This window comes from Streptococcus orisratti DSM 15617 (assembly GCF_000380105.1).
Taxonomy (GTDB): domain Bacteria; phylum Bacillota; class Bacilli; order Lactobacillales; family Streptococcaceae; genus Streptococcus; species Streptococcus orisratti.
The window spans coordinates 1-21,210 of record NZ_KB904465.1 but is presented as its reverse complement, the minus strand read 5'-3'; the positions used below and the strand labels follow the sequence as shown (position 1 = coordinate 21,210).

The following is a 21,210-nucleotide window of genomic DNA, read 5'->3' as shown; positions in this document are numbered from 1 at the left end:
CCAGCCTCGCTTCTCAAAGTTCGTGTCAATATTTCGTCGCAGTGGTTGATTGGGTTTAACAGTCCAGTGGACTGTTAAAGGTTGGAGATAAGGTTTGCGAAGCAAATCTCAGCAATTCGTGTTTTACACTCCAAATTTGACCTCTACGACTGATGCGAACAGAGTTCGCTTCATTTCAACTTTCAAAGGTTCCCCGAACCTTTTGAGCTGTACGGGGGTGGGAGTGAAATAGTCCACTGGACTATTTTGGCTCTATAATTTCTGTAGTGGGTAAAACCACCGTGGAGATTATGGAGCCATTTTGAGTATATACAAAAAGTCCCATATGACCTAGGAACTCACTTAGAACTCCACGATTACTTGGATTATACAGCCCCTAAATGCCCTTCTTGTAAGGGACAAATGGCTAAATACGATTTCCAAAAAGCCTCCAAAATCCCCTATCTAGAAACTGCTGGCTCCCCTCTACTTATCCGTCTTCGAAAGCGTCGGTTCAAGGTGTAAAGATTGCGGAAAAATGGCTGTCGCTGAAACTCCTCTTGTCAAGAAGAACCACCAAATCTCTGTCGCTGTTAACCAGAAAATCGTCCATTTACTCATCGAAAACCAAGCAATGAAACAAATTCTACACAGGCTATCTATCTCGACGTCATCAGTTTTGAGAAAGCTCAATAAATTTAAGTTTGAAACGGATTGGAACATGCTTCCAGAAGTCATGTCCTGGGATGAGTATACCTTCAAGAAGGGGAAGATGAGCTTTATCGCTCAAGATTTCAACTCCCTAAACGTCATCGCCATCCTCAACGGAAGGTGAGCCTTATCACTGACCTCTGACACGTAAACAACCTGATAAGACACTTCCGCAAGAGCTTCATTTGCTTCTGTATTGACATAGATTTGAGCAGACTCAAAGCGATAATCCAACATGCAGTCTTTATAGACTTGGTTGATAGAATCTTCTTGACGAGCTACTTCTTCCTTAAAAGCAGAATCTGTCATATAGGGATTGATACGGTTGTTGTTCTCGCCCAGCTTTTCCTTGGTATAGTATTGCGTAAGAAATTCCTTGACTAGCTCATCAGAGAGAACACTCGCCTTTTCCTTTTCTTTCTCTTTAGTCAATAGTTTATGAGCCTCAGTCTGGATTTGTTTCTGCGTGTGACTGGTCACTGAATGAGAACCAATAGCGTAACCCATCATCACCACAAAGCTAGTAACTGCCAGACCACCGAAGCCTATCAAAATCCGAGCCTTCATTTTATTTAACATCATTAGTGCTATCTCCTTTTCATAAGATAGCACCATCATAACAAGATGGACTTGGAAAAGTTATCACAAGAAAAACTACCACTCACTAATGAATGGTAGCTCTTCCTTAATTCGCATAATATGACAAATCAATCTCACCGTCATAAACAAAGTCATCATCCATGTGATGGGCAATTTCGATAACCGTGACTGGCAGATTAAAGAGCAAGTTTCGAATATTCTTGGCATTTTGGGCATCCAGCGGAGCGGTCACTTCATCTGCTAGAAGAACATCTTTTTGTCTAATGAGGTTTCGTGCAATGTCAAGCCGTACCCTTTGACCACCAGAAATATTGTCGCCATTGTTGATTATCTGGTAATCTAAAATATTGTCAAACTCAGCTGCCAAGCCAACTTGCTCCAGTTTTTCCAGCAATAACTCATCTGAAAAATCGTCTCCCAATGTCAAATTAAAGCGAATACTGTCATTAAAAAGATAGGGCGACTGCGCAATGAGACCAATACGATGCTTAAAGTCTGTCGCGACCTGACCATTTTTAGTCACCATCTCGATAGAGCCTTCATCAGGCTGCAATTCTTGTAAGATTAACTTAAAAAGTGTTGACTTCCCAGAACCACTTGGACCTTTAATCAGGTATTTTTTCCCTTTTTCAAAACGGTAAGAAAAAGCTGAAAAGAGCGTTCTACCTGCAAAGGATTTCGTCAATTGGTGACACTCTAAGGCTTCAAACGTGTCCGCAGAAAGAGAATGGGCATCATTTTCAGGAATAGGCTGAGCTAATATCTGATCAAATTTTTCAGAAATAGATTTTGACCCCTTCAGTCTAAAGATATTATCCACAATTGACATCAGGGGCTGTTCTAGACGTGTTGCCGCAATAAACATGATAATCAAATCGGTTGTTCGTAAATCTGTACCTGCTGTCATTAAAGCCAATCCTAAAAAGATTGGCAAAAGTTGCGAAACAAAAAGCATAAGATTTGCTAAAAAGTCAAAGAAAGCTCTTGATATTTCAAAGGATAGACGCTTCTCTTCGTAACGTTCTGACTGTTTTTTTACTGATTTGAGTGTGAGTAAAAGAGCTTTGTTTTGCTTTAAAGTTGCATTGCCCACAACGACATCACTAAGTAACGCCAAAAGATTACGTCTTGCTTCCGTTTGCTGACTCCCTTTTTGCTCTGCCATTTTACTAATGACCTGTTGAACCAATAAATATATAAGGGCACAAACGATAAACAAAAGACCAATCGGTATATTTTTGGACAAAAGATAACTGCTGAGCAAGAGAAAGTTACTCAACCGAGCAACAAGGAGAATACTTGGACTGATGTGATTCCACAAATAATATTCAACATCTTGTGTCAAAAGGGAAATCTTCTCATCATTAGCAATGTTTTGATGACCGAGCATCAAACTCTTGTACAGACGCAGGCGAATATTGCCGCAACCAATGGTCATAATGTAATTGATTAAGAGATTTCCAATAAACATCACTGCATAAAAAATCACATATAAGGTTAGTCCATAAAGCAAAAATCCCCCAATATTCTTACTGCCATTTAAAGAATCTAAGTCAAAAATCTTATTGGTCATCAAGGGCTCAATAAGAAAGACAAAGCTGTTTAAGATACAGGCGATAAGGGTTAAGGTCACTAAAAATTTATTAAAATACTTAAACATCTCATCACCTACAATTCTATCACAGCATCGTAAACGATTGTTTCGTCCACATGGTGAGCTACTTCGATAACGGTCATTGGCAGTGAAAAAATCAGCTCTCTAACGCGATGAGCATTCTCCTTATCAAGTGCCGCCGTCACCTCATCGAGCAATAAAACATCCTTCTGACGCAGTAAAAATCGTGCCAATTCTATGCGAACACGCTGACCACCTGAAACATTACTGCCGTTATTTTCAATGTTGAAGTCTAAGCCCTCGGGTAATTCTTCAAGCAGGTGGACTTGATTTAATACCCTAATCAATGCTTCATGCGAAAAAGTCTGGTTGAGACAGATATTTTCTGCTAAGGTGCCATTAAAAAGAAAGGGTGACTGACTCACCACGCCAATATTAGCTTGGTAAGACTCAAATCGTTGATTGTCATTGGTCACAAGAGCCACTTGTCCAGAATCAACAACCTCACCTTTGATAATGTTTAACAGGGTTGTTTTTCCCCGTCCGCTAGCTCCCTTAATAAGATATTTCTTCCCTTTTTCAAAAGTGTAGGAGAAATCTTTCAAAATAGCCTTTTCCCCATAGGATTTTGTGATATTTTGCAAAATCAGAGCTTTAAAATCAGGAATATAGGGAACTTCTACGTCATCAACACGTTTGTCCATCAGCTCATAGATTTTTGTTCTAATCGAGTTGGCAGCTTGCATACTAAATGTTGCATACATCATATTTTGAAGAGGATTCGATAAGCTATTTGACGCAATAAACATGGCAACAAGTGCTGACACTGGAATATGCCCAAAAACATTTGGCAATAAAAAATAAATTCCAATTGGTAATACACGTCCTAAAAATTGTGTCAAACCATTACAGAAAAAGAGAAAATTAGACAAGTAATAATAATTTCGGCGGGCGGTCTCATAAGTGAGGACTTGATGTTTCAATTTTCCATAGGTCGTGTCAAATGCCTGATGGTGTAACAGCGTGCTTCCGCCATTGACATAGTCCATAATGAGCGCCATGGAACGCTCTCGCTCCTCGCTCTGCTCTTGTCCCAAAGCATCCGCCATTTGACTCAAAAAAACTTGTGGTAACGGGCGTAATAGGGACCCTAAGATAAACAGAAGCGCTAGAACAGGATTTAAGATGATTAAATAGGCTGATACAACCAAGAAAATCATGCCATTTTGGGGCAAACGCATGACCTGAGTCACGTAATTGTCGTAGAAAAATTCTAAATCTTGACTGAGAAAATTTGTCGTCTCATGCTGGTCTATTGACTCGCTAGATAAGAGAAGTGTCCTCGTCAACTTATCTCGCAAGGCTAACATGATGCGTTTACAAGACACATCGTAAACGACATCAGCCCCAAATTCCAGACCATAAAAGAGCAGATAGGTCAATAGTCCTATAACAAACAATTTCCCGAGAGACTCAAAGTCCGTTACCGTATCAATGACAATCATTTTTTGAATAACTAAGGACTGTAAAATACTCGAAAAAGCCCCTAAGATAAAGACCACAATGGCAAAATAACGGAACTTCCCAAGATAGGTTAGTAATTTCATCATAGGCTCCAAATCTAAAAAGTTAGCCAGGAAAGGTTAGCTAACTAGTTAAAAGTTGATAGTAGTTTAGTAATATACCACCGTTATTCTAGAAATGTATCCCAATTTACATATTCAATAACCTAATGTGATATGATAATATTATACTGCTTATTGAATTGCGCAATATCTTAACCACAAATTCCATTAGTACAGCTATCATTTCTTTGTGTTTGGTAAACTTTAGTTGGGTCATATTTTTTATTTTCTTTTACAATCATGGTTAATTCCTCCAAAAAATTTAATTTATATCAAGAATATCGTTATAAGATTTAGTAAGAATAAAGAGTGAAAAATCCTTTTGTATTCGCTCTCTATAGAGACGACACAACCTCTCCCAAGATTTTTCTTGATTTATTCTTGCCAAAGGACAATATCCTGATTTACAAAGTAACACATATGGGCATTGACTACACCTATCGTACTCAATCCCTTTTATCCAATCTTCTCTTTTCTTGTGATTAAGAATACCAGTCAATACACTTCCGAAAATATTTTCTTTACGATATAGAGCTACTGTACAACTTTGGATAACTCCTCTTACATTAAACATATAATGGTGTTTTCTATTAGCATAACAATTGAGACTATTATGCAACATCATTTTAGGAGAATCTATGTAGTATCCAAGAGAAATAGCCTGTTGTGAACAATAATAACTGAAGTCCCCATCTGGTATATCAACGCAATAATCATCCAGCCTATCTCCTTGACCCCAATCCCCAATATTATGATAGGCAAGATTGAACCTACTATCTCCTTTAAATATTAAACCATCGGATTGTAAAAAGTTCTCCATTGATTTAACATTTTCTCTGGAAATATTGAATCTAAGTGTACAATGGTAGTATAACGGACTAGCTACCATCGATTTTAAATTCGTTAAGATTCTCTCATATGAACCTCTACCATTTTTTAATAAGCGTTGATTATCATGAAATTCTTGTTCCCCATCAATAGTTATTTGATAGCTAGTAACTTTACAATTTTTAACTAAATTTTGAAACATACGATTGTTCAATAAGTAACCATTAGTTGTAATACCTGAAAAATACTCAATGTTATATATTGAACATAATTCTAAAAATCTCTCAGATAATCGAACGATTGTTTTATAGCCAAGTAAAGGTTCTCCACCAAACCATTGAACACTAAACCTCTCAAACTTTCCCTCAGATAATAGTTTATCCGCAAATGTTACAATAGCATCTTCTACTTCTGGAGACATTGAAATATTTTCAAATTTTTCATAACAATACTTACATCTAAAGTTGCAATCTCCATGAGTTAGAATTGTAAATTCTAGCAATTTATCATCTTCGTTTTTAATTCTCGCTAGCGTATCTTGTAACTCATTTTCTTCCCGTTGATAATGATATAATATTAAATAATCATAATATTGCATTTTTGTTATTGCATCACATTCAATTTTTCGTAATAATTCATTCGTTATGAAAAAAGAATGGTTATTTTTAGTGTTGTAATATACATTTCCATCTGATAGGGATTTACTTAAAACATAAGGCGACATTTCCATAATGGAACCTCCTTCATCACACTTTAAGTATATCACTCTGAAAAAACTTTAAATTTCTTTCCCATATCTGCATGTTCTATTTTTCAGATAAAACTTTTTCCAAATGTCCTTCATAGAGCTTTGCGATGTGGTGACTTCCTGCTAATTTCATTGCTCCAATACACTTTCTCATTTCAATAATTGCTTTACAATCCTTCTCTTTTTTATATTGATACAGATGTTGTGCATACTGAAACACCAATCGCTCATAAATTTCAGTCTCAGTGAAAAAGCATTGGTTTAATTGTTTTTCAAAATACAGAGCATCCAGAAATTTTTCTCTCTCAACACATGTGATATATCCATTTAATAACATTGATGAGATTAATCGTCTATTATTTGGAATTTCTTTATAGAAATCAGAACGCCTAGACATTTCTCTAGCCAAAACCATAAAAGCATCATGTTTCAGGACATCTAAAGTATTTGAAAAAATCAATAATTCATAATATCCCCAATATTCTACACTAAAAAGATAATCGGTTAAATACGATAAATCATCCCTAGAATAATAAGCTTCTCCTGATAAATCTTGTAAACGAATTTTTAATAAAACGATATTAAGCTTATGAAACTTCTCTTGTTTAGGATTTGACTCCATTTGGGAATAGAGTAATTTTTTCAACCCATCAACATCATGATTAGATATAAAATGCCTAACTTTTGACAAGAGTTCATTCAGTTCATCCCTATGAAAATCATGAATCGCATACATAAATTCGTCAATAGGCATGTTAATCTCATCTAAAATAGCCATAAACTTTGAAATGGTTAAATCCGTCTCTCCCTTTTCAAAACGTGAGAGCTGAGATGTTGATATACCAGCCTTTTCGACATCTTTTAAGCGTAACCCTCTAGATTTTCGAAACTTTTTAAAAATTTCTCCAATTTTTTTCATCATACATCTCCAATAAGCATATATGGGAATAGTTTTTTGTTTTTAGTATTTTAGCATAAAATAGAAAAAAATAAAAGTGAGGTATTTCACATGAAAACACAAAAATTATTGTCTCTATTATTACTGGTTTTTGAAGGCATTATTATTATCGTTGTTGGCTAAGTTTCATTTCTATTGGAATATGATCTAGAAATTTGACTTTATATCTTCCTATCTAAAAGGGCTACCTGGACAGGTAACCCTTTTGTTATTATGCCATCCGACTTCTAATTACTTTCTCCCGTCGGAGATTTCCTCACTACTAATCTTAGTATGTTTAGACTTATTGAGTTTCCCACTCCTTATTTCCAACTTCAAACACTCCACTGGATTGTTTGAACTCACTTTGCCGTACTTTACGAAAGTCACTTGCTTCGCATGTCTTATTCTTATTTCCAACCTAGAACAGCCTAAAGGCTGTTCTAGCAACCTACAGCTCGTTGCCTAGTACTAAAAGCAAACCAAAAGACTATAAAATAGTTTATACAAGCAATATAGAGATATAACTGAAGGTCATCAAATTCACAACAAAAAATAGGTTTGAGGCACGCTCACCTCAAACCTCCAAATTATCTCAAAACTGCGGCTGCTAATGCTTGCTGAATTTCAACCACATTGTCATCACTCTTAAACTGCAATACTTCTGCAGGCTCCATAGCAGAAGATACCCAAATTTTAAGTTCTGCATCAAGATCAAAATGTCCTGAAGTTTCTACAGTAAAACGTGAAATTGAACGATAAGGAATAGATTTGTAAGAAGTTTTCTTGCCCGTCACTCCCTGTTTATCTACCAAAATCAACCGTTTTTCTGTAAAAACAATCAAATCCCGAATCAGCACAAAGGCCAACTCTACCTGCTCACCTGGCACCAAAATATCTTCCAACTGGCGCTCTACCTTGTCGGTATCCTTTTGCGATGCATTTCCAATCAACCCTGAAAAAAGTCCCATATCCTCACTCCTTTTAAAATTTTATATTATTATACCCTAACGTGGCAGAAAATGCAGTGATTCACCGTAACACGCGATAGCTTATCTTAGTCACAACTATAAAGCTAAATAAAATAAGAGAGATAATCAGACTTGGTAACCATAAGCTTTCCACCGTCTTTAAATCCATATTCATTATATGAACAACTTTATTAACTACTCCAAGGATAATAATATTAAATAGAAATGAAACCATACAGATTAGAAAAGTATGTAGGAGACCTTCTATCACCGAAATCCATAACAGATGCCTCTTTGAAACTCCTAAAGTTTCCAATTGTTCCATATCTCTCATATCTTGTTCAGAGTCCAAAATAGTTAGGGAAATGACATTGACTAAAATTAAAATAATAGGAGATAACATATAAGCTACAAAAGAAACCTTAGCTTCTACAATGCTATCAGCCTTATTTCCTACAAAAGCATTTTGAACAAATAACAAAAAACCAGATATTAACGTAACCCCCATCGTCATTGAAGTCTGTAAACCTTTAAAATACATAGGTTTATATAAAATATTCCAACTTGCCAAAACCGAAGCGTAATGATGCCCTAGACACCATTTTAAGCCTATTCTTATTAAATTGGACTGGAGACTAGGACTTATAGCTTGAATAACTAACAAATGAATAATAAGTAGTAATAAAGTTAAACTAGATTTTATTGTAATGTCATAAGTAGTTGAGTTTTTACCCAAAAATATAAAATAAATGCAGATAATCCAAATTGTAACTAATATCGTTGACAATACAAATTTTACTATTTTTGATAACGTTAATTTTTTATCACTAACCTCTTCAAATAGCGCGTTCCTTTTTAAAATTTGCCTTGCATAATAATAGCCTCCTATTCCAGATATAAGTGGGACAGTTATAAAACTCAATAAAAAGGTCTTTATATCAACTGATATAACCAAGTTTGGCAGGTCTTCACTTCCTACAAACTGTTGTAAAAAATGATAGTAGTAAGATGTCAAGGGAATTGCAAATAGATTTCCTATAAGACTGGCAAATAAGGAAGTAATCACCAATTGACCCGCTATTAAAAAGGAGAGTTGAGTTTGGTTTGCACCACTGATTGTCCATAACTTATAGTCTTGCTTAAAAATATCAAGCAAAAAATGAATCAGATTTGATATCAATAAAAACAATGTTACTCCACCAAAAAATATAAACATTTGGAAAAGCTGTGTAGCATTAGTTGATATACTTCGTGCACTATCGATACCTATCAAAGAAATACCAATAATTAAACTAGATACCAGTAAGACTGGAACAGTCCCTAACCACTGTCTTTTACTATAATTAAATTGATAATAGATTAATCTTAGCATTGTAACCTCCTATAATTTTTGATTCAAGTTAGTTTCCAATGCCACATATAAATCTTCAGCTGATGGTTTATAAAATTCCGTATTAATTTCCCCATCTTTTAAAATGAGCGCCCTATCAGTATATGAAGCTAACTCTATATCATGCGTAACCATCACAATACATTTTCCTTGATTGGCTAAATCTCTTAGTAAGTCAAAAATAATCTGTCTAGAACTGCTATCCAAAGCTCCTGTCGGTTCATCAGCAAAAATAATATTACTATCAGTCAATATCGCACGTGCAATAGTCACTTTCTGTTTCTCGCCACCAGACAAGGTGCCAACAAAAGAATGAATATCAGCATTGAAATTCATTTGTTCCAAGAGTTTTTCTATCTTCTCTATTTGAATTCTTTTATGAGACAATCTAAATGGTAGTAGAATATTTTCAACTACGGGCAAGGCAGGAACAAGGTTATACGATTGAAAAATAAATGAAATATCCTCACGTCGCAATTTTGCTAACTTATTATTACGTAACTTATATGGGTTAACAGAGTTAATTTCCACGCTTCCAGAGCTTGGTACTAATAAACTAGACATGCATTTTAAAAGTGTTGATTTTCCAGAACCACTGACACCAAGTATACTTATAAATTCCCCATACTCAGCTTTCATAGAAATATTTTTCAAAATAGATAAAGACTGATTATTAGCCAATAAAAAATTCTTCGATAAATTCTTAACTTCTACAGCAATTTTATATGACATTTTACCCCTCCTATTTTAGAAACCGCTCACAACATTATTGTATCATGTTTTGCATGTCATAACATTTACATATGGGAATAATTATATTATCGGTCAGAGATTTAACATAACGCGTTGCTCTAAATCCAATTCTTTTTTCTGTTAGTTGTCAAACATGATATAATGAACTCAGCACTTATTCACAGTAATTGTAAACTAGAAGTTCCACTCATCAAAGCTAGATGAAAAGTAGCAAGACGAGTTTGAAAATAGTTATTTTGAGGATAATTATGAAAAACATTACTAGGTTAGATATCTTAGCTCAGCGCTTTTACAACCAAGGCTTTATCGAGCCCTATCAAGAAATCAATCAGCTTCTTCAAGACTCACTTGGTATTCAAGCTCAGTATCTTAATCACGGTCTTTTTAACATTGCTAATCGGATGAATTTGACCAAGTATGATCGTATTGAGAACAGTATCGCTGACAGCATCTTGGCATGGGGACAGCGCCAGACCTATCATTTTTACGAATTTGAAACGTGGCAGAGTATCTGTCATTTTTTGGCAAGAGAGAAACTTTGGGTGGTTTCCTATTTTCAGGATGAAAATCTCAACCTCCTAGAAGAAAGTCAGCAACTTAAAAGCTATCTTAGTCAACCGCAAACCCGTAGCCAATTAGTAGACATTTATGGCAAACGGTGGGCAAAACTCTTTAACTGGAGTGCTCTTTTCCTTTATAATTCTCGTCAGGGTAGTCTATACCAAAAGTGGCTTCCTAAAGACCGCCTCGTTTGCTGGTCCAATCAGAAGTCGGCATCCTCGCCACAATTGTCTAGAAATCTTCTAGAAGCCTATTTTACTTTCTACGGGCCGGCAAGTCTGGCAGATGCTGCTCATTTTTTCGGTATCAGTCAGACATGCCTTGACCATCGTGAATTGCATAATCTTAGGTCTTTTGATTACTTCGGTAGAAGCTATTACTACAAGGTTTGGCAAAACGGTGCAAACATCCCTGAACTCCTCATCTTAGGAAAATTTGATCCACTCCTTGTTTCTTATAAATACAAAGAACTTTTAATTGCTCCCGATGATCAGCCGCTCATTTGGAAAAAAGCAGGGCAAATTTCAGCCTTAATACTGATAAAAGGTCAATTAAGAGCCACTTGGTCTATGTCTGTCAAAGGTTCTGCTATTGACTTTGAAGTCCAAGCTAAGCAAAAAATATCTCAAAAACATCAGGCAAGCATCCGCCGCAATTTCCGAAATTATGCGCGATGGATGGGCAAAAAAATGCGAAAAGTAAACTTTGAGCTGGAGTGAATAATTCTCAAACTGAGGGGCTGTCATGTCAAATTTCAAATAATAGAACCTGTATTCACAGTTCAATACTTCTATACTAAGGCTAGTTTTTTAGCTACTCATCGTTAGTTTTTTTCAAAATACAGTCAGTATTCTCTCAAAAAACTGCCTTGATTAGCGAAAAACGATCTCTTAAATAAAAGCATCTTACTTGTGAATACAGGTTCTAATGTTATGTTTTTGGCAAATCAATGTCTTGATTCCACCAATAAACTATCAGATTATGGTGAACTGTACTCTAATCAATGGAAATGAAAAATCAGACTAGGTGATACTGATAGATAAAATTAAAGTTCACCAAATCAGCGGCATCTGAATCTGATTTTCAAAAAAATTAGTCCGTCCAGATGTTTTTAGCAAGATTAAAGGTTGCCCAAGCTTTTGGCCACCCTGCATAGAAGGCAACATGGGTAATAACCGCAGTGATTTCTTCCTTGGTTACCCCATTACTTTTGGCATTTTGTAAATGATACTCTAGAGATGAATCTGTCATGCCTGATGCCATCAAAGCCACAACGGTAATGATACAACGGGTTTTCAAATCAATATCTTGATTGTTCCAATTTTCACCAAATAGGACATCATCATTATAGTGAGCAAAGTCAGGAGCAAAATTTCCTAATTGGTCACGTCCGGCTGTTTGTTTGATTGTCATAAGTTCTCCTTCTTTCTTAAATGAGCCAAGGCTCAATTTCTACTTATAGTCAATAAAATTAAAATCAGACTTGCTCCAACAGCCTGAGACTAGACTATTGAAGGTTGGAAATAAAACAAATACAGCTCGCATTAGCAAGACACTGTTAGAACTGTATTCATCAAATTAAGTTAAGAACGTCAGAAGTTGACTTTCAAAGAATATTAGCTTCTTGATTAGCTTTAGTGTATTGTTCATCACTAACAGCTTCATACCACTCGGCTCTACCTGTAGTGATGGCAACATGGCTAAACCATGAATCTGCGGTTGCTCCATGCCAGTGTTTAACACCATCATGGGTGACAATGACATCACCTTGTTTCAATAATTGCGCAGCTTTGCCTTCTTCTTGATAAAGACCTTGTCCACCTGTAACCAAGAGGATTTGATAACCTCCCACATGAGCATGCCAATGGTTACGGCAGCCAGGCTCAAAAGTGACATTGCCAACTCCAAAATGGCCATCGGGTGCCTGCGCTAACAGATTCAAATAAGATTGACCTGTGAAAACATTAGCATAGGCATCGTTTTTGCTACCAATTGGAAAAATACCTACTTCTTTTAGTTCTTCAAAATTTGCCATCATAACTCCTCCTTTTAAACTTTATAACGCGACAAAGACTTGACCGTTTCAGGATTATAGTGATTGATAAAGAGACTTTCCCCTTGATCTAAGGTTAAAATTTCTGCCATATCCTCATCACTTAAATTAAAATCAAAAACATCAAAGTTTTGTCTCATGCGTTCTTGATGAACGGTTTTTGGAATGACCACAATACCACGCTGAATAAGATAGCGCAATCCAACCTGAGCAGCACTCTTACCGTATTTAGCACCAATAGTGGTCAAAATAGGATTGGTAAAGAAATCATTTTTACCTTCAGCAAAAGGTCCCCATGATTCCAGCTGAATGCCATATTCATCACTAACTTTCTTCGCTTCAATCTGTTGATTAAACACATGGGTCTCTACTTGATTAACCATAGGAAGGATAGCATTAAAACTTGCCAAATCAACGAGGCGATCTGGATAAAAATTGCTGACTCCGATAGCTCTAATTTTACCAGCCTTGTAATATTCTTCCAGAGCACGCCAAGTTCCATAATAGTCTCCAAAAGGTTGATGAATTAAGACTAAATCAATGTAGTCCATCTGCAATTTGCGCAACGATTCGTCCAGAGAAGCTTTAGCTTTTTCATAGCCTGCGTTCGAAATCCAAACCTTAGTTGTGATAAAGAAGTCTTCGCGTGGTAGACCAGATTTTTGAACAGCCTTGCCGACAGCTTCTTCATTACCATAAGCCTGCGCTGTATCAATTAGGCGATAACCCACCTCGATAGCTTCAGACACCACCCGCTCGCATTCTCCTAAATCTGGTATTTGAAAAACTCCAAAGCCTAAAATTGGCATTTTAACACCATTTGATAGGGTTACTGTTTCCATCATTTTTCCTCACTTTCTGTAAACAATTCCTTTTCACGCTTTTTAATCATGTTTTGGTAGTTGTTAATTTTAAAATCAAGACGTTCCCGTGCTTGATTGAGTTCATCAATTCGTGAAACTAACTCATCACGTTGCTCGATCAAGAGCGCTAGTCTTGCTTCTTCTGTCCCCTCGCCCTCCACTAGCAGGTTAATATATTCGATTAGAGATTCAACGCTCATGCCTGCTTTTCTAAAGCATCGGACAAATTCTAAAATCCCAATTTCACGCTCCGTAAAATCACGAATACCAGATTGATTACGGGTAATGTGTGGCAGCAAACCAATTCGCTCATAATAGCGGATGGTATCAGCCGATACACCTGTTAATTCACTTACTTTTTTGATATTCATTACATTTCCTTTCCCTATTAGACCAATAATAATCGCTACTGCGTTTATTAGTCGCCTAAGAATCCTAGACTAGCTAGCCAGCTTTTAACATCGGTCGAATGATTAAAAACGCGACCTTTTGGCAGCTTATGCCCAATCCATTTTTCCATCATTTTTTGTGAATCATAATAACTAGAACCTCCAGAAGTTGCAAAGGAAACTAAATTTTTCCCAGTCAAATCAAGATCATCCAAAACCGTATGAACAATCTTGGGCGGAATCCCCCACCAAATCGGATGACCAATAATAATCGTATCATAACGTGATACATCTGGTAGTTTTCCCTTGTATGCTGGACGGGCTATTTCGGTATTTTGCTCCCGATTTGCTCGACTGTCTGCTATTGTCCAATCCAAATCCGCCCTCGTATAGGGGTGCTCAGCTTCTATTTGATAAATATCTGCATTGATGAAATCTGAAATTGACTGAGCGACATTACGAGTTGTTCCAGTCATCGAAAAATAAATCATGAGTACTTTTTTCAAACCTGTTTCCTCCTTAAGTTATTCTATGTCTAGTATAAACCTTGGAGTTAACTTTAAGTCAAGCGTTTCATTTTCGAAGAGTATAAATAAAGTCTGAAGTTGAGCTAACCTTTCGTTATTTTCAATATCTGAAAACTCCATTTCCCCTATCAGCCCTAGACAATTAGCAATAAAGCAATAAAATGATGAGTTATTTTATTGCTGAACTTAAAATCTTGTGCTCTGATTCTAAGCGAGTAGAACAAGAAAAGCTTCTGGATAAAGATTCCAAAAGCTTTTTTCTATACTATATGGCCAATAAATCTATTGTTAGCATCCCGAAAACAAGGGCAGCCTTACAGCTGAGATTATAGGCAATGATTTTAATTGTATTTTTCATCAGTCTGTACCGTCCTTTCATTTTGATTAGGCTTAGAACCTGTATTCACAGTTCAGCACTTCTATCTAAGGCTAATTTTTCAGCTACTCATCCTTAGTTTTTTCAAAATACAGTCAGTATTCTCTCAAAAAACTGCCTTGATTAGCGAAAACTATCTCTTATAGTCTTTTAGTTTGCTTTTAGTACAAGGCAACGAGCTGCAGGTTGCTAGAACAGCCTTTAGGCTGTTCTAGGTTGGAAATAAGACATGCGAAGCAAGTGACTTTCGTAAAGTACGGCAAAGCGAGTTCAAACAATCCAGTGGAGTGTTTGAAGTTGGAAATAAGGAAACGGAGTTTCCTCTTACGTCGAAGTAATCAAAGATAAACTAAATGACTATATCTATAAGCGCTTCGCTTGTAAATATAGGTTTTTAGTTTACCACCAAAAACTAAAACTTTCCTCAATAAAGCTCAATGTCAAGTTTGGCGGTGCTATTAACTAAACCAAATCAAGTTAATAATGTCTGAACTTGATTTTCAAAGAGTAATAAGTAAATTTCAACAATCGTAAAATAAGTGCTGTAAATCTACCTAGATAAAGTAAAATCCAAAAATCAAATGATTAGAAAATTAGTAATTCTCCCTCTCCTCTAGATTGTTTTTACTGATTTCCTTACTAGTTTATTGCAACTTAGCTTTCAAATATTGACCTGTATAGGATTCCTTGACTTGGACGACTTCCTCAGGGCTTCCTGTAGCTACAAGAGTACCTCCACCGACACCACCTTCTGGTCCCAAATCAATGATATGGTCTGCTGTCTTAATCACATCTAAATTGTGCTCGATGACAAGCACAGTGTTGCCTTCATCCACAAAACGATTCAGAACTTGCAACAAACGAGCGATGTCATCGGTATGGAGGCCAGTTGTTGGTTCATCAAGAATATATAAACTCTTACCAGTTGAGCGCTTGTGGAGCTCACTGGCTAATTTCATACGCTGTGCTTCACCGCCAGACAAGGTCGTGGCTGGTTGTCCTAGTGTGACGTAACCCAAACCAACATCCTTGATAGTCTGCAATTTACGGGCAATTTTAGGAATCGCTGCAAAGAAATCAACCGCATCATTAACCGTCATGTCAAGAATTTCAGCAATATTTTTTTCCTTGTAATGCACCTCAAGTGTCTCCGAATTATAGCGAGTTCCGTGACAAACCTCACAAGGCACATAGACATCAGGTAGAAAGTGCATTTCAATCTTGATAATACCATCACCTGAGCAAGCTTCACAACGGCCACCCTTAACGTTGAAGGAGAATCGGCCTTTTTTGTAGCCACGAATCTTGGCTTCGTTTGTTTTGGCAAAGAGATCACGAATATCGTCAAAAACGCCAGTATAGGTGGCAGGGTTAGAACGTGGTGTTCGTCCAATAGGACTTTGGTCAATATCGATTAGGCGATCCACATACTCAATTCCCTCAATGCTCCGATATTTCCCAGGTTTGGCAGAATTGCGGTTAAGTTTTTGCGCTACTGCTTTTTTCAAAATACTGTTAATTAAAGTTGACTTACCAGAGCCAGACACACCAGTTACAGCAATAAATTTTCCTAGTGGGAATTTGACATCCAGATTTTGTAAATTATTTTCAGCAGCTCCTTTGATTTCTAAGAAACGGCCGTTACCCTGACGACGCTCACTCGGCACAGGAATGTATTTTTTCCCTGACAAATATTGACCCGTAATAGATTTTCTATTTTTTGCCACTTGTTTTGGCGTTCCTGAGGCAATGATTTCACCACCAAACTGACCCGCTCCTGGTCCCACATCAATGAGCCAGTCTGCCTGCATCATGGTATCTTCATCATGCTCAACAACAATCAAGGTATTGCCTAAATCCCGCATTTTTTTCAGGCTGTCAATCAAACGATCGTTGTCACGCTGATGCAAACCAATGGAGGGTTCGTCCAAGATATAAAGAACACCAGATAAGTTTGATCCAATCTGAGTAGCCAAACGAATCCGCTGACTTTCCCCGCCAGAGAGTGTTCCAGCCGAGCGTGACAAAGTTAAGTAATTTAGACCCACATTATTGAGAAAGGTCAAGCGATCCCTGATTTCTTTAATAATTGGTGTTGCAATGGTTTTCTCATTTTCGGACAGATGAATCTGACTAAGAAGTTCCAAATGATCGGCAATAGACAAGTCAGAAAGTTCCCCAATATTGAGTCCTTTTTCTCCTCCCACACGGACACAAAGCGCCTGATCGTTGAGGCGGTAGCCGTGACAGGTAGCACATGGCAACTCATTCATGTATCCACGCATGACATTTCGCGTAAAATCGCTATTGGTTTCATGATAGCGGCGGCTAATATTGGTCACAAGTCCTTCAAACGGCAGATCAATATTGCGTTCACCACCAAAATCATTGACATAGTGAAAATGAAACTCACGGTCACCTGACCCATAAAGAATCAAGTTTTGTTCCTCCTCGGTCAGGTTTTCAAAAGGTGTATCCATATCAATGTTGAATGCAGTCATGGCCTGCTCTAGCATGGCAGGGTAATAGTTAGACGAAATGGGATTCCAAGGGACTAAAGCTCCTTCTCGTAGGGATTTGGTTCGATCAGGGATTACCAAATCTAAGTCAACTTCCAATTTTACCCCTAAACCATCGCAAGTTGAACAAGAGCCAAAAGGCGCATTAAAAGAAAAAAGACGAGGTTCCAACTCGGGCACAGTGAAGCCACAGACAGGACAGGAGTAATGCTCAGAAAAAAGCAGCTCTTTACCATCCATTGTATCAATAATGACGTAGCCATCCCCTAGTCGCAGAGCAGCTTCAACAGAGTCAAAAAGACGTGAGCGAATGCCTTCTTTATTAACGAGACGATCCACCACTATTTCGATATTATGCATCTTTGTCTTGGAGAGTTCGGGCACTTCCGCCACATCAAAAATATCACCATCCACACGCACACGAACATACCCATCTTTTTGAATTTTATCAATGATGGTCTTGTGCTGCCCTTTTTTACGGCGAATAACTGGTGCCAAAATTTGCATCCGAGTGCGCTCTGGCAACTCCAAGACCTGATCTACAATTTGCTCAACAGAAGAGGCTGTAATTGCCCCGTGACCATTGATACAATACGGTGTTCCTACGCGAGCATATAACAGACGCAAATAATCATTAATTTCTGTCGTTGTCCCTACGGTTGAACGAGGATTTTTACTGGTGGTCTTTTGGTCAATGGAAATAGCTGGGCTGAGGCCATCAATGGAATCCACGTCTGGCTTTTCCATATTTCCCAAAAACATACGGGCATAAGCCGACAAACTCTCAACGTAACGACGTTGACCTTCTGCGTAAATAGTATCAAAAGCCAGTGAAGACTTGCCTGAACCAGACAAGCCCGTTACTACAACCAATTTATCACGTGGAATTTCCACATCAATATTTTTTAAATTATGGGCTCTCGCTCCATGAATAATTAACTTATCTTGCATAATATCAGATACTAAGGCGTAACATTCGATAGAAAGATAGGAACTATTCCGAAAATCTTGATTTTCAAGACCAGTTATCTTTTTTTCTGAGGGGTTAGCCCAAGTTCAATTCCTTTCTAAGGATACAAAGCCCTTCAAAAACAATTTCATTTTAGAAAAGCAAAACTGCATGCATTCACACAGACTGATTTATCTAGATTCCAAGTTTTTAGGGCGTGTTCTAATCCGCTCTATGATACGAAGGGTGTTAAACAGGAAGTTAGCATTCCATTCAAATACAGTTTCCTACTCTACATTATTGATAGTCATAGAGTCATTCATATTTCTTATTATAACAAAATTTCTTCCATTCGTTGTCCCAAAAAACTGAGAAATGTAGTATAATAAAACAGTATGCAAAATTGTCCATGAAAGCGACTGTAAACAGACCGCTCTGCCATTTTGTAAAAAAGTTTTCCAGAAGGAGGGACGCTCATGAAACAAATGTTTCTATCAACAGCACTAGAATTCAAAGAAATCGAAACCTTCGAGCCCGGCGCTTGGATTAATCTGGTCAACCCCTCCCAGGAAGAATCAATCATCATTTCAGAACAGTTTAATATTGACATCACTGACTTACGCGCGCCTTTGGACGTTGAAGAAACCTCTCGTATTACGGTTGAAGATGACTATACCCTTATCATTGTAGATGTCCCAACCTACGAAGAAAGAAATAACAAAAGTTATTATGTCACTATTCCTTTAGGAATTATCGTCACAGAAAATGCGGTCATTACAACTTGTTTGCAAGAATTGACGCTCTTTGATAATTTCTATAAACGCCGTGTAAGGAATTTTTATACCTTTATGAAAACACGCTTTGTTTTTCAATTGCTCTACCGCAATGCTGAACTCTTCTTGACAGCTCTTCGGACTATTGACAGACAGAGTGATAAGATCGAAGCTCAACTTGAAAATGCCACAAAAAATGAGCAACTGATTGACATGATGGAGTTGGAAAAATCTATCGTCTATTTGAAAGCTTCTTTGAAGCTCAACGAGCGCATTGTCAAAAAATTGTCTTCTAGCACCAGCTCACTCAAGAAATATATTGAAGATGAGGACTTACTGGAAGATACTCTCATTGAAACGCAACAGGCCATCGAAATGGCTGGTATTTATGAAAATGTCCTTAATGCCATGACTGAAACATCAGCTGCTATCATTGGCAATAACCAGAATACCATTATGAAAACCTTGGCACTTATGACTATGGCTTTAGATATTCCGACCGTTATTTTTTCTGCCTACGGTATGAACTTCAAAGATAACACTATGCCTTTCAATGGTTTGCCAAATGCTTTTTGGCTCATTGTTCTCATTGCAGCTCTGGGTTCCTCTTTCGTTGTTATTTACTTCATTAGAAAGAAATGGTTCTAACGTATCAGTACATTCTTTTAAATTGCTTTGAGTACAGACAGCCAGTTGTGGACCGTACGGGAGTTTAGCAATTGAACTGCCCAAGTATAAAAGATAAACCAATGGGTTACAGGACATCCCTACAGACTTTTTTATCAGAACCGCCTAAATACCTTAAGTGTTTTAAACTAGATAATTATTAGTGTCAATGTCACTATCTTCAATAATATAAAACAGGAGAAATCGTTATGGATTTACAAAATCTTACCAAAAAAAATCAGGAATTTATCCACATTGCTACCCATCAATTGATACAAGATGGTAAATCAGATGCTGAAATCAAGATAATCTTGGAAGAAGCTCTTCCTAATATTTTAGAAGCACAGAAAAAAGGAATTCCAGCACGGACATTACTTGGAGCACCAACTGTTTGGGCAGCTTCCTTCACTCCAAAAGAAGGGGAGGCTGATGATACTACTAATGCGTCAAAAAATACCAACCTTTGGTTGATGTGGCTTGATACTTCACTTCTATTTTTTGGCGTAGTTACTTTACTCAATGCTGTTTTGATTTTCTTTAACTCAAAAACGGTCACAACTGGTATCACTTCTATTTTCGCTCTTAGTTTTGCTGGTGGGGGTGCCATGTATGCCACTTACCATATGGTTTATCGTCACATGGGCAAGGATAAGAGTGAACGCCCTCGTTGGTATAAAGTATTTGGTGTCTTGTTACTAGCTATGTTATCTTGGATTTTAATCTACGTTGCCGCTAGCCTGCTCCCTGCTACTCTCAACCCTCAATTACCAGCTCTGGTTCTCCTCATTATTGGAGCAGCTGCCTTTGGACTACGTTATTACCTACAAAAACGCTATAATATTCTCAGCACTATGGCTCCTCAACCACGTTAACTAATACTCAAAAAAATCAAACTAGGTGAGACCGAGCACATGTTATCCCGAATTACGGCAAGGTAAAGACTGCGACGTATCACTTTGATTTTTCGATACCAAAAAACACCTTTACGGTGTTTTTTTATTGTTGTCAAAAATCATGACCACCCGTCTAACGGGTGGTCATGATTTATAGTTAATTGAAATAGGGATAGGACAAAAGAGCCTCAATAAAAGTATCGCAATTTGGTAATACTTTTCTGAGGTGTTTTTTGATATGAGCCCATGTTTTCTCAATAGGATTATACTCAGGTGAGTATGGAGGAAGTGGTAAAAGTTTATGCCCATACTCTTCACATAAGCGCTCTAGCCTACTCATTCTATGGAATCTTGCATTATCCATAATAATAACTGACGGTGTGCTTAATGTTGGCAGCAGAAATTTCTGAAACCAGGCTTCAAAAAAGTCGCTCGTCATTGTTTCTTCATAAGTCATCGGAGCGATTATCTCACCATTTATCAG

At 37.3% G+C, this 21,210-nt stretch carries 17 protein-coding genes and 2 pseudogenes; 4 read left to right on the top strand and 15 right to left on the bottom strand.

The genetic code is table 11. The annotated features are described in order from the left end of the window. Positions 1-327: 327 nt before the first annotated feature. Positions 328-811: pseudogene (locus A3I7_RS13625) on the top strand (transposase family protein); the annotation flags it as partial. Positions 812-813: 2 nt separating this feature from the next. Here A3I7_RS13625 and A3I7_RS13140 read toward each other — a convergent pair. The 8 genes and pseudogenes from A3I7_RS13140 to A3I7_RS0105335 all read right to left on the bottom strand — a co-directional run. Next, positions 814-1,269 (bottom strand): annotated as a pseudogene (locus A3I7_RS13140) (hypothetical protein); the annotation flags it as partial. A 106-nt stretch (positions 1,270-1,375) separates the two neighbouring features. Then, positions 1,376-2,950 carry an ATP-binding cassette domain-containing protein gene (locus A3I7_RS0105370; RefSeq protein ID WP_018375757.1) on the bottom strand — a complete coding sequence of 525 codons (1,575 nt, stop codon included), beginning with the start codon at positions 2,948-2,950 and terminating at the stop codon, positions 1,376-1,378. Between the two features lie 8 nt (positions 2,951-2,958). Next, the gene (locus tag A3I7_RS0105365) at positions 2,959-4,515 is read right to left on the bottom strand and encodes an ATP-binding cassette domain-containing protein (RefSeq protein WP_033418589.1); all 1,557 of its coding nucleotides are present in this window, start codon (positions 4,513-4,515) and stop codon (positions 2,959-2,961) included. Positions 4,516-4,792: 277 nt separating this feature from the next. Beyond that, the gene (locus A3I7_RS0105355) at positions 4,793-6,088 is read right to left on the bottom strand and encodes a radical SAM/SPASM domain-containing protein (protein ID WP_018375754.1); all 1,296 of its coding nucleotides are present in this window, start codon (positions 6,086-6,088) and stop codon (positions 4,793-4,795) included. 76 nt (positions 6,089-6,164) lie between these two features. Next, positions 6,165-7,025, bottom strand: a complete 861-nt coding sequence (locus tag A3I7_RS0105350; protein WP_018375753.1) for a helix-turn-helix domain-containing protein — start codon at positions 7,023-7,025, stop codon at positions 6,165-6,167. A 608-nt stretch (positions 7,026-7,633) separates the two neighbouring features. Then, positions 7,634-8,014, bottom strand: coding sequence for a PH domain-containing protein (locus A3I7_RS0105345; RefSeq protein ID WP_018375752.1), 381 nt, complete (start codon positions 8,012-8,014; stop codon positions 7,634-7,636). A 61-nt stretch (positions 8,015-8,075) separates the two neighbouring features. Beyond that, entirely contained in the window at positions 8,076-9,386 is a 1,311-nt protein-coding gene (locus tag A3I7_RS0105340) for an FtsX-like permease family protein (protein WP_018375751.1), read from the bottom strand. Between the two features lie 9 nt (positions 9,387-9,395). Next, positions 9,396-10,136 carry an ABC transporter ATP-binding protein gene (locus A3I7_RS0105335; RefSeq protein ID WP_018375750.1) on the bottom strand — a complete coding sequence of 247 codons (741 nt, stop codon included), beginning with the start codon at positions 10,134-10,136 and terminating at the stop codon, positions 9,396-9,398. A gap of 269 nt (positions 10,137-10,405) precedes the next feature. On the opposite strand from A3I7_RS0105335, the gene A3I7_RS0105330 reads away from it, so the two are divergent. Further along, positions 10,406-11,437 carry a DNA glycosylase AlkZ-like family protein gene (locus A3I7_RS0105330; protein ID WP_018375749.1) on the top strand — a complete coding sequence of 344 codons (1,032 nt, stop codon included), beginning with the start codon at positions 10,406-10,408 and terminating at the stop codon, positions 11,435-11,437. A 373-nt stretch (positions 11,438-11,810) separates the two neighbouring features. Here the strand turns inward: A3I7_RS0105330 and A3I7_RS0105325 are convergent, their stop codons facing one another. From A3I7_RS0105325 to uvrA, 6 genes are all read right to left on the bottom strand, one after another. Next, positions 11,811-12,131 (bottom strand): carboxymuconolactone decarboxylase family protein, encoded by a 321-nt coding sequence (locus tag A3I7_RS0105325; protein WP_018375748.1) that lies wholly within the window; start codon positions 12,129-12,131, stop codon positions 11,811-11,813. A gap of 193 nt (positions 12,132-12,324) precedes the next feature. Then, complete coding sequence (locus A3I7_RS0105320; protein ID WP_083907211.1) at positions 12,325-12,756, bottom strand: cupin domain-containing protein; 432 nt, start codon at positions 12,754-12,756, stop codon at positions 12,325-12,327. 11 nt (positions 12,757-12,767) lie between these two features. After that, positions 12,768-13,613 (bottom strand): aldo/keto reductase, encoded by an 846-nt coding sequence (locus A3I7_RS0105315; protein ID WP_018375746.1) that lies wholly within the window; start codon positions 13,611-13,613, stop codon positions 12,768-12,770. Next, entirely contained in the window at positions 13,613-14,005 is a 393-nt protein-coding gene (gene nmlR / locus A3I7_RS0105310; RefSeq protein WP_018375745.1) for a stress response transcriptional regulator NmlR, read from the bottom strand. Before nmlR ends, A3I7_RS0105315 begins: the two co-directional genes overlap by 1 nt. Positions 14,006-14,052: 47 nt before the next feature. Beyond that, a complete protein-coding gene (locus tag A3I7_RS0105305) occupies positions 14,053-14,529 on the bottom strand; it encodes a flavodoxin (protein ID WP_018375744.1) in 477 nt (158 codons plus the stop codon). Positions 14,530-15,570: 1,041 nt separating this feature from the next. Beyond that, positions 15,571-18,396 carry an excinuclease ABC subunit UvrA gene (uvrA, locus tag A3I7_RS0105300; protein WP_018375743.1) on the bottom strand — a complete coding sequence of 942 codons (2,826 nt, stop codon included), beginning with the start codon at positions 18,394-18,396 and terminating at the stop codon, positions 15,571-15,573. Between the two features lie 474 nt (positions 18,397-18,870). Here uvrA and A3I7_RS0105295 point away from each other — a divergent pair, with 474 nt between their 5' ends. Both A3I7_RS0105295 and A3I7_RS0105290 read left to right on the top strand, forming a co-directional pair. Further along, positions 18,871-19,815 carry a magnesium transporter CorA family protein gene (locus tag A3I7_RS0105295; protein ID WP_018375742.1) on the top strand — a complete coding sequence of 315 codons (945 nt, stop codon included), beginning with the start codon at positions 18,871-18,873 and terminating at the stop codon, positions 19,813-19,815. 227 nt (positions 19,816-20,042) lie between these two features. Beyond that, a complete protein-coding gene (locus tag A3I7_RS0105290; protein ID WP_018375741.1) occupies positions 20,043-20,705 on the top strand; it encodes a DUF1129 domain-containing protein in 663 nt (220 codons plus the stop codon). A gap of 178 nt (positions 20,706-20,883) precedes the next feature. Here A3I7_RS0105290 and A3I7_RS0105285 read toward each other — a convergent pair. Then, a partial coding sequence (locus A3I7_RS0105285; RefSeq protein WP_018375740.1) for an IS630 family transposase occupies positions 20,884-21,210 on the bottom strand: 327 nt, incomplete at its 5' end.